Origin of the sequence: Methanobrevibacter sp. (assembly GCF_045603845.1) — an archaeon.
GTDB lineage: Archaea > Methanobacteriota > Methanobacteria > Methanobacteriales > Methanobacteriaceae > Methanocatella.
Genome location: NZ_JAZUMY010000075.1, coordinates 1 through 16,679, shown reverse-complemented (window position 1 = coordinate 16,679; position 16,679 = coordinate 1). Strand labels below are relative to the sequence as shown.

At 34.5% G+C, this 16,679-nt stretch carries 5 protein-coding genes and 1 pseudogene; all 6 read right to left on the bottom strand.

What is annotated here, in order from left to right; genetic code table 11:
- Nucleotides 1-234: 234 nt before the first annotated feature.
- Complete coding sequence (locus ACKI2W_RS07530; RefSeq protein ID WP_407380792.1) at nt 235-1,095, bottom strand: CPBP family intramembrane glutamic endopeptidase; 861 nt, start codon at nt 1,093-1,095, stop codon at nt 235-237.
- Entirely contained in the window at nt 1,092-1,706 is a 615-nt protein-coding gene (locus ACKI2W_RS07525; RefSeq protein ID WP_407380790.1) for a TetR/AcrR family transcriptional regulator, read from the bottom strand. Before ACKI2W_RS07525 ends, ACKI2W_RS07530 begins: the two co-directional genes overlap by 4 nt.
- Before the next feature lie 203 nt (nt 1,707-1,909).
- Entirely contained in the window at nt 1,910-6,937 is a 5,028-nt protein-coding gene (locus tag ACKI2W_RS07520) for an adhesin (RefSeq protein ID WP_407380788.1), read from the bottom strand.
- Nucleotides 6,934-12,384, bottom strand: a complete 5,451-nt coding sequence (locus tag ACKI2W_RS07515; RefSeq protein WP_407380786.1) for a right-handed parallel beta-helix repeat-containing protein — start codon at nt 12,382-12,384, stop codon at nt 6,934-6,936. The genes ACKI2W_RS07520 and ACKI2W_RS07515 overlap by 4 nt, the downstream gene beginning before the upstream one ends.
- Nucleotides 12,385-12,390: 6 nt before the next feature.
- Complete coding sequence (locus ACKI2W_RS07510; protein WP_407380784.1) at nt 12,391-16,131, bottom strand: adhesin; 3,741 nt, start codon at nt 16,129-16,131, stop codon at nt 12,391-12,393.
- 139 nt (nt 16,132-16,270) lie between these two features.
- A pseudogene (locus tag ACKI2W_RS07505) lies at nt 16,271-16,679 on the bottom strand (Ig-like domain repeat protein); the annotation flags it as partial.

Here is a 16,679-nt window from a genome sequence, read left to right as displayed (position 1 = left end):
ACTATTTTTTGGTTTTTTATTTAACCATTTTTGAGTATTTTATTTAACTATTTTTTAATAATATATTTTACTATTTTTTAATAATATATTTTACTATTTTTTAATAATATATTTTACTATTTTTGAGATTTTTATTTAACTATTTTTGAGTATTTTATTTTACTATTTTTGGGCATTTCATTTTACTATTTTAATATTCATTAAATTCTTTGAAAAATAGTATGAAGCCCAACACTACTCTGTTGGGACTTCATCATTACTCCTGTTGCTGTATTCAAGCAGTCTTCCGACATGACGGGTTTCAAAGAACATATCTTTTTTAGCCATGATTATAATAACTGTAAGCACTGTTATTACTATAGTCTCCAGGCACTTGGTCTCAGGGGTCAGCGCAATTTTTTCCTGCATGAAATTGACGAAGAAATGAAATATCATACAGGCCAATATCGAACGATCGCTTTCAAGATAGACCCATGTAATGACAAATCCCATAGGAATTCCGCTTGCAAAAAAGTTAACCACATAAAGAGGATTAACCATAAGTCCCGCCTGATAGGTTCCCTGAATGAATATTAAAGGCAAATGCCACAAAGACCACAGCACTCCAAAAATCATGGATTCCCAAAACCAGTTCATATAGTTGCCAATAGAATCCTCACAGTATCCTTTCCATCCCACTTCCTCAATTATCGAAGCAATAGTAATTGTAATAAATGCTCCAGCTATTCCAACACCGGTAAAAGAAAAGCTTTCAGTAAAGGAAAACTGGTTAATTGACTGTCCGAATGGCAGTGACAGCAGGATAGAACAGACTATTACAATGGCAAATACAATCACCGCCCAAACTACATTCAGCCATTTTACCTTGTAAAAGCCGATGATCTTATTTTTAAAGTCTTTTTTAAGTGCATCTGATCCTGATAACATGATGAAAACTGTAGACACAATGGCCGGAGCCATAAGACCTATGAGCATGAGCAACGGACTGATGCTTTCAGGCAAATAGATTGCCGGAATCCAAAATATCCAAGTAAAAAGATAGGCCAGAGCAAAAAAGAGAATCGGTTTATACTTGTAGTTTTGTGTACTGTTCACTCGACCGCCTCCATATCGCTTTTATCAATAAGATCGTTAATGAAACCCATAGTTCCGCTTTCTGCCCCGAGAAGTTTTTCAGTCATATCTATAAACACGCAAATATCCTTTTCGCTGAAATTACCTTCATTAAACGTGGCGTCACTGATTATAAGAAGCATCTTAACGCGCTCAGCTATATTTTCACATTCAAAGATGCCTCTCTGCACCCCTTCACTTATAACTTCAGATAATAATGGAGTGATAACATCAATCAGTTTTTGTCTGACTTTATAGTGCATCAGCACGTTTTCCGGCTGGAAAAGAGCGTTCTTTACAGGCTGTTCAGCTTCTGTTGGTTTCATAGATGCAAGTATTCCGACTATTTTTTGAGGTACTGAAATATCCGTTGCGATGACCTGCTCTGCCATTTCTCTTTCGCTGTCAATCATCATGTCTATGACTTCTTCAAGCATCTGCTCCTTACTTTTGAAATAGTAGTAGTATGTGCCTTTGGCAATCTGTGCTTTTTCTATGATTTCATCAACACTAGTATTCTCATATCCCTTTGTTAGAAACATATCATAGGCTATGTTTAACAGCTCTTTTTTCCTTTTTTCACCTTTTTTCATAATATGCCACCAAATTGACCATCAGTCTGTTTTTATGTTGAAATTAACTTCATATTATTGTAAATAATTTTTCGACTGTCAGTCGGTTTTTTTTGTTTTTAATCTTATTATGAAAATTATGATATATAAATATTTTCTCTGGTGTGATTAGATATGGCTTGAAAAAAATAACTTATCATAAAAAAAGAAAAAGAAAATGGAATTTATAAAGTCACTTTAAGCGTATTGTAATACAATCTGTCCTGATAGTTCTCAATACAGAATGCTGTTACAACCCTATAAAGTCCATTGTTTAATTTTATATTTAATTTTGCATAACCTGTCTGGTTAATCTCACGAATATATGATTGGCCGTTTATTTTAAATGTGACTTGACCTGAAACTATTGGGTTTCCATTAACGTCGGTTACTTTTACTGTAAAGGTTGACTCATTTCCAACAGTTGAGTTTATGAAATCTATACTGACTGCCATATTATATACGAAAATGTCATTGTTTCTTGTGATATCACCGTAGCTAGTGACAACTGTGTAAGCGCCCACAACTAGATTAATAGCCAAACTCGCCTCACCATTGCTGTTGGTACTTCTGGTGTAGGTAACTCCATTAACTGCAAACGAAATCGTAGCATTGGATAGGGCCTTACCTGAGCTGTCGCATAATCTTGCCCGGAATCTGGATTCGTCCTTATAATACATCTGCAAATCAGCTGTCGTAAGCTGTGAAATAACAGTGATTGTGTTATCCGCACTATAGTTTTCACATTGCGTGGTTATATTATAGCTTCCCTCGCCAAGATTGATGTTCAGCCGGGCCTCACCGGATGCATTTGTCAGCCTTTTATAGGTAGCATTGTTCAATGTGAAATATACGCTTCTGTTAGCCAACGGATTTCCCTGATTGTCAACATATTTGGCAATAAAATGACTGTCGTTTTTATATATTTTAACCAAATCACCTGTAATCAGCTGTGACAATACAGTAATCGTTGAGTTAACGTATGATGGCGAATAAATGCTTGACTCATCATAGGCCGCACTTACACGATAGACTCCAGGATTCAAGTCAATATTAAGCACTGCCTGACCGCTGCTGTCGGTCAACAAATCAAATGTCTGATTTATGATTTTAACACTTACATGCTGGCCGGACAATGCCTTTCCATATATATCAGTTAAGGTAACTGCATACTGGGAATCGTTCATATAGTATTTCGTCAAATCCTCGGCAGACAATACTGTAGCGTGACTGTCGAAGTCGTTCATATAATCCTTGACCATTATGGTTGAGGCATAGCTGCTTTTCGCATAATATATGCTTTCGCCAAATTGTGACCTCACAAGGTAATTGCCGATGTTGAGGTTCAAATTAATGGATGCGACACCATTGGCTGCGGTAGTTACATTATAGAGCTGGCGAACGCCGCTTGACTGGCTTATTATTTCAACCATAACGCTTTCACCTGCCAGCTGACGCTTATAGACATCAGTCAGTTGCACTGAAAATGTATTGGTTGCATTGTCAAAGACAAATAAGCTGTCACCGGATAGAATCGTATTGACCTTATTAATTAAAAGAGTGGATACTGCACTTGACTTGCCGTTAAGTGAATCGCCGCTGTATGTTGCAGCAAGGCTGTAGCTTCCAGGAGCCAAATTGACAATAACACCGCCACGTCCGTCCTCGTTTGTGGTAATGTCAAAGTACTGTGTAGTTCCGTCACTTGAAAATGACAGTTTGACACTTTCGTTGAAAATCGCACGGTAGTTGTCATCCCTTAAAACAACAGTTAAAAGGTTTCCCCTTCCGTTGAAGCTTGACTGCTCGATAGCCAGATTGGTTCCGATAGGAGAAATTGAAAATAAGGCCTCTGAACTGGCCGGATAATGCCATCCGTCACCCTCATAGGACACATTCACCCTATACTGGCCTTCAGATACATTAAGATAAAATGCTGCCTGGCCTTTGATATCAGTGACTGCAAAAGTCTTGAATATCTTTTGATCGCTGTTTTCTATTGTGAATACCAGAGTCTGGTTTGAAACCGCCTGACCGAAGTTATTGTAGAGATATGCATAAAGCAGATTCTTGTTTCCATAGAATGTCTGATTTTCCTTAATGTTTATAATAGTGTAGAAAGGAAGAATTTCCAGACTGGCCGTTGCGTTAACCGGTCTGAAGTAATCATTACCGTTATAGATTGTTTTTACGGTATAATTGCCCATGGACAGGTTAACCACATAGCTGGCCTCACCTCTGCTGTTGGTTTTAAGACTTTCATTTACAACCAAATCAGTGCCGTTGGATATCTGGAATATGACATCCTGATATGTAAGCTCATATCCATTTACGCTTTTCAGTTTAAAGGAATAAGTGTTTCCTATACCGTAAAAGCTGCTGTCATAGATATTGAACATGGTATTTTTATTGTAAAATACCAGATCGATTGTCTGGTCATCGACCGTGACGTTAGCAGTAATGTCAATGCCAGTAAAGTCAATTCTTGTTTTAGCAACATTATCTGTCAGCTTAACGACTTTAGGATTGATTTCAACCATGTCGGAGTCGAAAACAGCTGTTCTGGAAGGCAGAGTGCCTGTGATGTCATAAACGCTCTGATTTGCATCTGTGACCTTGTTCAGCCCTGCAATCAGCTCGCCGTTTTCAAGGTCAAATGAAAGGATTGCCCAGTTGATGATGTTGATTTCACCTGCTGAAATGTAAATATTATCATCATTAGGACCCTGATTTGTTCCCCACCAGCACTCTGAAGTGTAAAGGTTTCCGCCTGCTGTGAAAATGTCATTACCGAGTGTTGCAGAATTATGATAAAATACCGAACGGGTAATGTTCAGGTTAACATCAGGAACAGTGTATGACGGATTTTCATTATAGAATACTCCACCGTAATATACTGAGTTATTAACGAATGTACAGTATTCAGCGGTCAGATTTCCGCCATTCTGTATTATTCCCATACTGGCATAGTTTCCATAGCCCTGACTGTGTAAGTTTGTATTGTTTATAAATGAACAGTTATATAATGAAATTTCATCACTATATGAATACCATGTGTTGATTATAACACCATTGTTCTTATAAAACGTGCTGTCCTTAAATGATTTGACTCCACGTGTTATTGATATTGTGTGTCCGGTTACAAAACGTAATTTAGGACCTTGGTCTTGCGTGATTGTCGTATTTATAACTTCAGTGTAATTTCCAAAGTTATAAATTGATCCCTTATTGTTTTTGAATAGGGAATTTGTTATTTTAAATGATTTTAAATCATTTATACGCAATACTGAAGCGTCATTATCAATGAACTGACACCTGTCAATCACTACATTGTCAGCACCTACATTAATCATGAATCCAGGGAAAATTCCATCGACAGGATTGTATCTATCATATGTTGATTCCCATTCAAGCGCATAGCAGTTCTTAAAGATGGAATTGGAAATTTCCACATCGAAATATTTGTAATAATTCATGTCCATTTCAAATAATGACCTGATTACCACATATTCAATGTTTGTGAAATTGCATCCATTTATCTGCAAATCTCCGCTTGTTAGAATTACGCTTTCATTTGAATAATAAATGTAGCGCAGTCCTCCGCCAACATAGGTTCTGCTCTCTCCACCGTTTATTGTGTCAAATGTACAGTTGACAACACTGGCACTGCATTTATTGTTGACTATAGGGAAATACCTGTTATAGTTTTCAACTTTAAAATCAAATCCGATAATGTTTGCTTGCGCTTTTCTTTCAATGTTGAATAGGCAAGCATCAGCCCTGTAAAGAGTAACATCACCGTTGAAATTCTTGAATGTTAAAGATTTGGTGACTGTCAAATTGGAATTTTCATCCCCATGATATTCACCTGCGAAAACATAAATCGTATCTCCATTCAATGCCTCACTAACGGCTTTTGATATTGTTTTATAAGGATTATCTATAGATCCATTACCTTTTTCGTCTGAACCGTCATTAGAAACATAAATCTCTTCGTTGTTATACCCAGTTCCAATAACTAACTCCGCATAATATTCATCCAGTTTGGCATATACTTTAGTATTTTTAGTATTGTTTATGATTTTAGCTCTGATCTGGTTATTAGAAATATAATCTCCAGTAATGTTGAATTCACCGTTGTCGGCTTCAAAGCTGACATAGTAATTAGGTAAATTCACATTATCCGGCAAATTGATATATGAATTGCCATTGAAAATTCTAAATGAAACAACTACATTTGAATCTTTATTGGTTGGAATTGCTGTGTTTGCATTTTCATCTGTCAATAGCATTACTAACCAGTCATCGGCCTCATCAGGGATGTTTTCATCGCTACACCATAAATTGCTGTCAATTCTTAAATCTGAATCAATGAAATCATATGTGTTTATGAATGAGTATGCAATATCAATAACCGATTCCGTCGTGTTAATTAAGCTGATGTAGGATTGTCTGATTCTTGCACCGCTTCCATTCACATACAGTTTAGAATCCTTGAAGTTAGATGAATATATGCTTATTAGGCTTTCAACGCTTTGATACTCTGTTGACTTTACGCTATTTTTTATGAAATTGGAATTGATGATTTCCAGGTCATAACTGTTTAAAATAGCTTCACCTTCACGAGCAGTGTTTGATATGAAATTTGAATTGGTGATTATGGATTTACCGAAATTAGTAATTCCTCCACCATAATTTATTGCATTGTTTGATTTAAAAGTTGAATTATCAACATATAAATCACCATAATTCAATATAACACCAGCCAGCTGTGCAGATGAATTTTCAAAGTATCCGTTGTTAACAGTCAAATTACCATAATTAATGATAGCACCATATGTCTGAACATTCAAATGTCCGGTATTGATTAATCGGATGTTATTCAGAGTCAGACTGCTACCTGAGTTAATATAGAATATGCTATTTCTATAATCACCGGCAATTGTGAACCCTTCAAGCCCTGTAATCGTTATGTCACGATCAATGATAATCTGTGAATCGTTTTCAGTCGAATAAATACCATCTGATACATATATAGTTGATGCATTGCTTTTAACTGCTTCTGCAATAGTCTTGTACGGATTCATTACAGAACCGTTTCCTGATACATCAACATTCGAATCTACATATGTGGCATTTAAATCCTGAGCACAGGCAATGCCCATAGAGGCTATGAAAATTACTAAAATTAATAAATACATTATCCTTTTCATAATTCATCCTCCTCATCTGAGCGACGTTTATAACCGATTAACAGTAATATCAATACAATTATTATTAAAGCTATTGATATAGGAATTGAATTCTTTTCAATTTCTTTAATGATATCTTTTGTTATTTCATATGCTTTTCCAGCATCACTGTCTGATTGGGCGCTTGAAGATCCTCCGGAACCTGAACTTGATGAACTGCCCATATCACCCAATGTACCTTGGCCATTTGTGTAATTTCCAGCATATCCGCTTCCGGATCCACGGCTTCCGTCACCGTCACCAGTTGAAAAACCGGTGTTTGTTCCGGAACCCTGACCGAAACCGCTTCCAAATCCGTTACCGAATCCTGTTCCAAATCCTGAACCTGAACCGCTGCCGGTATCTGCTCCACCATTGGAAATCAGATTACTTCCAGTGGAACCGCCAGTAACTGATTTATCAGGATTTGTTACAGGTCTTTGTGAAGAACTACCTGATGAATCAGATTTCTTATCATCATTTGGAGTGACAACCGTCCATGTATTGATGTGTCTGTCCCAATCACGGAAGTATTGAGCATTTAGCCATACATCATCACTAGGACCGTTAGCGGAACCCCACCAGTTATGGTTAACATCAATTCTATTGACTGGCTGTTCATTTGATGACTGTATTCCTATAGTAGTGCCGTCGCTTGCAAAATTATCATAAATGTTTGAATTTTTAACATTTAAATTAATGTCTGCTGCAAAAACCACTCCACCACTACGGAATCCTTTATTTTCAGTGATTGTTGAGTTGTAAATATTTATTTGCTCAACAACATGGTTTCCGCTGCGTGTGGATGATACATATAATGCACCACCATATTCACCGTTATTATCACTAATATTACATAATATAATATCGATGTTTGATTTCCAGATACCTAATGCTCCTCCACCATATGAAGCGGAGTTTTTGTAAAATGTTGAGTTATATATTACTCCTGATGATGACGTAACATATAAAGCTCCACCTGAATGCTCATAAATTCTATTGTTGGACAGAGTGGAATTTGAAATTTTTAAAATTGTATTTTCAAGTGATATGGCACCACCAGGACCCCAAAATCCGATGTTGTCTGTGAAATTGCTGTTTGATATTTCTACAGTGTTTTTCTTATTTTGGGTTGTACTATAAATAACTCCGCCACTTCTATATGCGTAGTTTGAATCAAATGATGAACCGTTTACATATAGAGTTCCTCTATTGTAAATTACTCCACCGGAACCGTATTCCTGACCATATTCATCACGAGGATTATTATTAGGTATATACACTGAATTAACGTTATTGTTTGAAAATTCACATCCATTAATTGTTAATGTTCCTTTTTCAGAATTGAATATTGCTCCTCCAGAACTGTTCATCACATAACCGTTGCTGTTGAATTTGGAATTTATAATCTCAGCATTCTTATAATTGGCAATCACTCCACCAATTTTAGCACTATTGGATTTAAAAGTGGAGTCGGTGACTAAAAGCTCACCATTATTATAAATAGCTCCACCATATCCAGAAGCTGATGAATTTGAAACAGTGACATTTGATAGTTTAAGATTACCGTTATTGTAGAATGTGGATCCTGCAGATGCATTCGCATTCATGAAATTAATGTTATTTACTGTAAATACTCCTGAGCGGGCAACTGTAAACAGGTTTCCTGTTGAGTTAACATATACATTTCCAATTCCGTTCAAGGTCACGGTTTTTGCTATTGTAATATCAGACTCATTATAATATCCTTCACCAACATTTACGATACCATCATTGATTACATTGTCAAGCGCATACTTTATGCTTCTGAATGGATTTGAAGCAGAACCGTTTCCGGTTTCGTCACTGCCATCCTGTGATACGTAAACAACGTACAGTGCATTATTGTCCAATGCCGCTGAAGGCGCATATATTGCATCATTTGAGTATCTTTGATAATTATCACTAATCAGATAATTGTCCTTAATTGATACACCTGAAGTTTTCTCCTCAACATATATTGCATAATCATTGCCAGGTTCATAGTTGGAGACTATATGATTTTCCAAAATCAAAACATTGGATGAGTCATTTGCAAAGTAAATCGGAGAGTGATATACACCGTTTATAAATGAATCATCAATACCTGAACCGTTAATGACCATATGGTTGTATCTGATTATATCACCGGAAGTCTTATCACCAACATACGCATAGGAAGCATTTGCTGAAGTAGTAAAGCTATTGGAATCAACAGTTGTTTTCAATCCTTTTGAATAGATTAAAACAACATTAACACCTTCCCCATTAATTGTATTGTCTTTAATTAATGAATTTGATGTTATCACTGTTGACATGAATACCTTATATTCCGGCAGATAATCATTATATACTGCATATGCATTTTCAGCCTTGACACTGATTTCATTTCCGGTTATTGAGCTGCGATCACTCATTGAATTGTAAATGGCGATTACAGTATCATTTGAAGTCAAATCAAAACTATTGTCTGTTATCCTGTTATTTTCAGGACTTAAACCGTAATAATTATCGTAATAGTTATTGATTTTAACACCAATCAATTCACCATTTCCATCCATATTGAACTCATTTCCTGAAATCAAATTGTTGATGCTTTTACCTGCAATGGAAATCGCAGATACAGATTGTGAATCATTGTTTATAATGTTGAATCTGTTATTTTCAATATTGATATTGGAAACAATTTTAAGGACAATTGCAGGATTTCCGACTAAGTTAAAGGTCAATCCGGTTACATTGGAGTTATCTGAACCTGAATTAAATGTGAATGTTGCATCAATTTCAGATGATTTCAGATATTGTCCGATATTGAATGGCCTGGAAAATACTAAATTATAATATTTTAGCTTTAGATTGTCAAACAATAAAGTATCGTTTTCATTTATTAACTTATTAATGAATACTCCTTTATCATTGAAAAATGAAGCGATATTGTCATCGCTTATGACATATCTATTGGCAGATATTTCAGCATTTCCGTTAACAGTGGCCAATGCATCTGAATAAATCTCATTATCAATAACTGATATATTATCTGATGAACTGATATCGAAAGTATAATCATCATTTATGGATGAAATCGCTTTAATTTTATTATATTTAATTGGGATTTCACTGGAATTCTCAATAATCATATTTTCAGTGTGGTTGGACAATATATCGAAATTGTTGTTCTCCAGAATAATGTTTTTGGAGTTTATAATTTCAAGATTATTGATATTTGATTTAGACGTTGCAATAATATTGTTTTGTAAAAATCCAATATTTTCTCCATCATTAACCTGAACGTTTCTGAATTCGCCGTTTCCATATGACTGGAAAGTATTGTCTGTAACATTGACTGAAACAACATTGTCTAATATTAAAGAATTGATTGATTTATCTGATTCAAGTATGAAATTGTTGTTGTTTAAATTAACGTTATTTGAATTTAAAACATCAATACCATCAACTGTCTGATTCTTAGCTGAGACATATACGTTATTGTTTTCAACAGTAATGTTTTGTGTCAAGTTCAGATAAAATGCATACAAATCATCATTTCCATTACCCTCGATAATGATATCATTATTATAAATAGACAAGTCACTTACATTCAAAAGAGTTACTGAAGGCTTATCAGTATTTCTGAATGTCAAATCATGAAGAATACTGCCCTGAGAGCCATTGATGAATGTGAAATGAACATTATTCAACAGATTAACGTTCAATCCGTTCATTATATCCATTTTTGTATTGATAATCAGCTCTTTATCATTGAGAGTAGTAATCAACATTAAAACATTTTTATCAATATCGCCAAATTTAAAAGTTCTATTCTCATCAAAGTACATGTCAAAATTATCATCATTAAGAATAACACCAGTATAGTTCATGAATTCTCCATTAATAATATTATCTGAAATATTATTTGAAAACGGATCGGTTATATCAATTAAAATACCGGTAGATTCCTTGGTTGTCATGTTATTGTTAATAATTGTCGTGTTATAAACGGTACCCCACAGATAAATATCGTAGGACTCAGCATCAATTAAATTATCGCAAATAACGTTATTGTAGATATTGCCCTGATCAAAAGTATTCATATAAGCTGTGCCTGTAACAGCACGACTGTAATATCTGACTGTTGATTCGGCATCTATATAAACACCATACAAACCGGCATCAATTAAGTTATTCATTATAGTATTATTTGAGGACAATACATAAATGGAAGAATCAACTGCAGTTTTTATGTTATTTCCAATAATTGTTGCATTATTTCCTAGTAATCTTATACCTTCACCGTAGTTTTTAACAGTTATATCATTATTTAAAATTTGACCGTCATCGCCTTCTAAAGTAACGGCATAATAAGAATCGATAATATCAAAAGTATTATTGTAAATCACAGTATTTTTTCCAATAGACCATATACCAATACTTGCGTTGGAAATTATGTTATTGGTAATATTTACATTATTACCTATGACAGCTATTGCCATGTTGACGTTTTCAAATGTATTATTTGTAATGTTTGAAGCATAGTACGCCAATATTGCAACATTGGTGTTGTTGATGAACCTGTTGCTGCATAAAACTGAATTATTTGATAAGCTATCCAAACCTGTATATACATTGCTGATTGTATTGTTTATAACAAAAGTGTCATAATTTCCAATAGCAAAAGCAATAATCCAGTCTGAGTCACGATTAATAGAATTCAATGTATTTCCAATGAAAGTATTGTTGACACATCTTTCCGGACCGCCATATCCTGCATGACCCCAACGGTTATAATAAATAATGTTTGCCTGAGTAGTCTGCAAGAAGTTATTGTAAAACAGATTATTATGACAGTCCGCCATAGGTACGCAAGTACTCAACGTTGATATAAATGAATTGTTATAAATCCTGTTATTGGATGATGAACCCATAGGAAGTGCATGAACGCCTCTACTATCCGCTAATCTAACACTATTGTCATATAAGGTATTATTATCCGTATAAAAGAGTCCTATACCATGCAATTCTGTTGACATGATACCGTCAGTATAATAATTAACCCTATCATTTATAATGTTCAATCCATGTATAACGCTTCCGCTGCTTCCGTTTACCAATTTTACATAACCGTTTTTAATCAGGTCATTATCAGACATTGCTGTGATTTCCAATTGCCTGTCAATTATGAATACCTTATTGGTCACATTTCCGATTTTTAAAGTATCACCGGAACTGATATTGGCTTCCTCTAAGATAGTGCCTGTGTATTTTTCAAAGTAAGTGTTATAATTGTCATTTGTAATATTAATTACCTTTCCTTGAGGGCTTTGTAATGTATCAGTCACATTATCTGCCGCATATAATGGGGAGACTAAACATAATGCAATTAAAAATACAATCAATATATATTTAACGTTCAAAATTTATCACCCCACCACATTCACATAGCTATAAATGGATTTGCTTTCAAAGTAAGTTGCAGTCAGTCCGCTTTCAACATAGTATGTTCCTTGCGGATAATCCATTTTTAGGGAAGCTATTCCTTCACCATCGGTCTTAACAATATTCATATTGCCGTTGACAACGATAGCTGCATCCTGTGAAACTATTGGATTTCCTTTAGCATCGAAAAATCTGACCTGATAATATTCGCCACGATTGACATTCACACCATATGAAACAATCATAACAGGCATCGGATCTATTGTAATGACATTGCATACAATGCTGTCCCCCATAAACGCCGTGATTATGTATTTTCCAGGAAGGAGATTAATATTTAAATGGGCAAATCCATTAGAATCAGAAGCTCTAGTGTAGAATACCCCGTTAATATTAAATGTCACATTAGCATTTACAAGAACATTTCCCGCTCCATCATACAGTTTAGCATCAAATCTGGTTCCGTCCTTGTAAAACATTCCCAAATCACCTGTTTCAATTCTGGATAAAACAGTTATGATGTTTGAGTACTGCAGACCGGTGACCGGATGATAAGCAGTTAATATGTAAGTTCCAGGATGTAAATTGATATTCAACTTGGCAAAACCGTTATCATTAGTCATACGGGTATAAAATACTCCATTGATGTTCATGGTAATATTTTTGCCTTTAATCGGATTTCCCAATCCGTCCAAAACCTGAATATAATACTGTGAAGCGTTCAAGTGATATTTAGTTAGATTGCTGCCGATTAAAGTGGACAATACAGTGACATTATTTGAGATCACACTTCTGTTGAATGAATCATCACCATTAAACTTGGCAATAATGTTGTATTGGCCAGGATTTAAGTTAATGGCAATGCTGGCAACACCATTATCCTTGGTTTGGCGGACATATGAAACATCATTGATAATTATTTCAATGTCTTTGCCTCCAAGAGGATTTCCTAAAGCATCCCTCAATGTCAGTTCATACCTGCTGGCATTCTTGTAGTATTTAACAAGATTATCTCCTGCCAATACTGTGTCCAGAGGTATTGATTTAATCAGGAACAGTTTGTATGCCTGTGAATCCGTAAAGTTTGCATTTCCAAAGTATTTAACGGAAATGTTATTCAAACTTTTGGTTCCATTCACAGTGATTGTTTTTGTTAACTTATCGCCGTTCAACGTGAAAATTCCAATGATATCACCATTTAAAAATAAATTAACGAATCCTTCACTGATTTTTCTATTAGTTTTCATGTCAACTATATCCAAATCAATATCAATATTTTGACCAATATCAGACACATTTGTTGATAAGCCAATAATGCATTGGCTAGGATGAAGATTTTGAGCATAAATATCTAAAGTGATATTATCTTCAAAGTAAATGCTTGCATTCAAATCATCTTCGCCAACATCACAGATGACATCATGACCTTCTTTTGTTAAAATGCCGTTGACAGCATCAGATTCATATTCTAAAACAAATGCAACATCCTTAATAGGAACGCCGCTGACATCATATTCTTCATTATTATTCAGTTTATAGTCTAATTTTACATCAAAACTTCCGTTGAATAGATTTTCAGCAGAAACTGATCTGACTATCCATAATGAAGGTGATACATCAGAACCTCTTTTAATTAATTGGGAAGGATTTAAACCAGCCCAGTAATTATTGTCAAGATTGATTTTGCTGTTAGCGGCTGTGAAACCATAAAAACCAACAATGTCATAAATGGCTGAGTTTACAATAGCGAATTGATTGCCGTTGAATTCAACATTATTATTGTTTTTAAATAATACTGAATCAAAAGTGTTTTCAAATGAATTAGAGCATGTAAACAATAGATTTTTATTTCCAATAAAGCTACTGTTTTTAACATTGAATTTCATTTCATTAGTAAATCCACTTCCATTAGCGAATGTTGAATTGACTATCACAACTGATGGGTTGTAGAAAGCTACAATATCACTACCCAAATTGTTGTCAGCTATTAATGAATCAATAATTTCACAATCAACACCATGCAAATCTATAGCACGTCCCCTCATTCCAAATAATGGAGAGTAAACACCTTTGGAATTTATGATTGAAGTATTCTCAATGACTAATTTTGCATCATCAAGAGAGCGCTGATATGCCCTTATAATACCTCTTTCATCAAGGTATTTCGTATTATTGATAATGGAGTTAAATATGCCCATATAAGCATCATAGCTATATAAAATACCATCACTATTATCTGTAAATACTGAATTATTGATTATCACATTGCTTGAATCAAAATTGGTTATGATAGAACCGTGATTTTCTGTGAAATTACAGTTATCTATTATCGTATTGGCATATGTGTGAATAATACCAATATTATCTTCTTTTTCATATCCATTACTTTGGCTTTTAAAGTTAGTTATTGTGAGATTAACCAGCTCAAAATTTAATCCATTGCTTGACGCTTCCATTTTAAATAAATAATTATTATTTTTACCGTCAAAAATGGAGTTTGAACCAATTATTTTTATATTCATAGAACTTGGTATATCAAGATTAGTGTTTCCACTACCTTTGTAAGTTCCATTTAACAAGTTAATTACTAGATTGTATGCTTTTCCATTATTCATCTCAATAACATGAGCTATTGTAGCGAAAGGATTATTAATTGAGCCGTCACCATCAATATCACTGCCCTGCGGTGATACATATGAAAGCACGTCTGATAAGTACTCTCCATTGTAGTTTGATGGATAGATATTCTGCTCCAAAACACCGTTGACAGTTGAATTGATTCTTAAAATATTAATTAAACTGTTAGCATATTTTGGATCTGAATAATATGATCCTCCCTGCGCATTAATTCCCTGAGTTTTTGAATTAATGAATGAAACATTATTGAGATTGCATCTTTGCATATAAATAGAACCACCAGAAGCATACTCCCAACTTCTATAGTAATAAGAAATTGCAGAGTTATTAATGAATTTTGAATTAATAACTGAAGGGACACTTTTGAAGTAACTACCTATATATAATGCTCCTCCCCAGGGAGTTGAACTATCATCAACAACAATATAATTGCCTATAAATGTGGATGAATCTATTTTTAAATCACTTTTAGTTGAATAGATTGCCCCACCCACTTTAGCAGTATTATTGATAAATGTTGAATCCTTAACAGTTAACGTAGCTGAATCAGCAGAATATATTGAACCGCCATAATTAATGGCACGGTTATTCTCAAATCCGCAGTTAACTATTGATAAAGTTCCTGTATTTGTAATAGCCCCACCGGTAACACTTTTACAATTAACAATTGACAAGTCCTTTAATGTAATTATGGCATCTGATCTGATATTGAAAATATAATATGCAGAGCTGCCATCAATAAATGTCTTATCCGCACCTGCGCCTTGGATAGTTATGGAACCTCCACGGCTTTGATGTGCCTTATTAATTGTAATCATCGTATTGTCCTGTCCTTCAAATATACCTTCGCCCAAGTGTATTGCTGCAACATCGGAATGTGTAGTTACACTTATGGCTTTGTTTATTGAATAAAATGGGCTATTCATATAGCCTAAGTTATTGTCATCCCCACCCAAATCAACATAATAATCAATGGGATTACCTGCAGACTGGGTGTTATTTGCATCCACTTCACTTGCAGATACAAATGAGACGGAAAAAATCAATACCAATACAATTAAACTTGCAAAATATAAATTTTTTCTCATAACTCACCTCTTAAATTACATGATAAACTATAAAAATAATTTATCATAAGTTTAGTTATGTTTTAAATATTAAATAAAGTTATCTAAAAATAGTGATGTTTTTTAAAAAAAGAAAAAGTAGAGAAGTTTTTAAACTTCCCTATGCAGTTATTGTAACTTTGTTTGCGATTGCTGCGCCGTTTTCATACATTGATGTGATGATGTATTCACCGGCGATCAATCTGATGTTTAGTTTAGCTATACCTTCGCTGTCGGTTGTTCTGTTGTAGAATACACCGTTGATGTTGAAAGTAATCGTCTGGTTAGCGAAAGGACTGCCCTGACCGTCAAGCAATGTAGCTTTGAATTGAGTTCCGTCAAGATATTTCATGGAAACGTCTTCAGCTGATAAAACAGGTTTGACAGTAATGTTGTTTGCAACAAGGCTTCCGCCATACATAGCAGTGATTACATATGTTCCAGGCTGCAAGTTAATGTTTAATTTAGCATATCCTGACTCGTTGGTTTTTCTTTCATACATCACACCATTAATGTTGAATGTAACTGTT

Excerpts from the sequence above, each read along its gene's own strand:
- ACKI2W_RS07525 (WP_407380790.1), bottom strand. The coding sequence starts at position 1,706 with ATGAAAAAAGGTGAAAAAAGGAAAAAAGAGCTGTTAAACATAGCCTAT.
- ACKI2W_RS07520 (WP_407380788.1), bottom strand. The coding sequence starts at position 6,937 with ATGAAAAGGATAATGTATTTATTAATTTTAGTAATTTTCATAGCCTCT.
- ACKI2W_RS07510 (WP_407380784.1), bottom strand. The coding sequence starts at position 16,131 with ATGAGAAAAAATTTATATTTTGCAAGTTTAATTGTATTGGTATTGATT.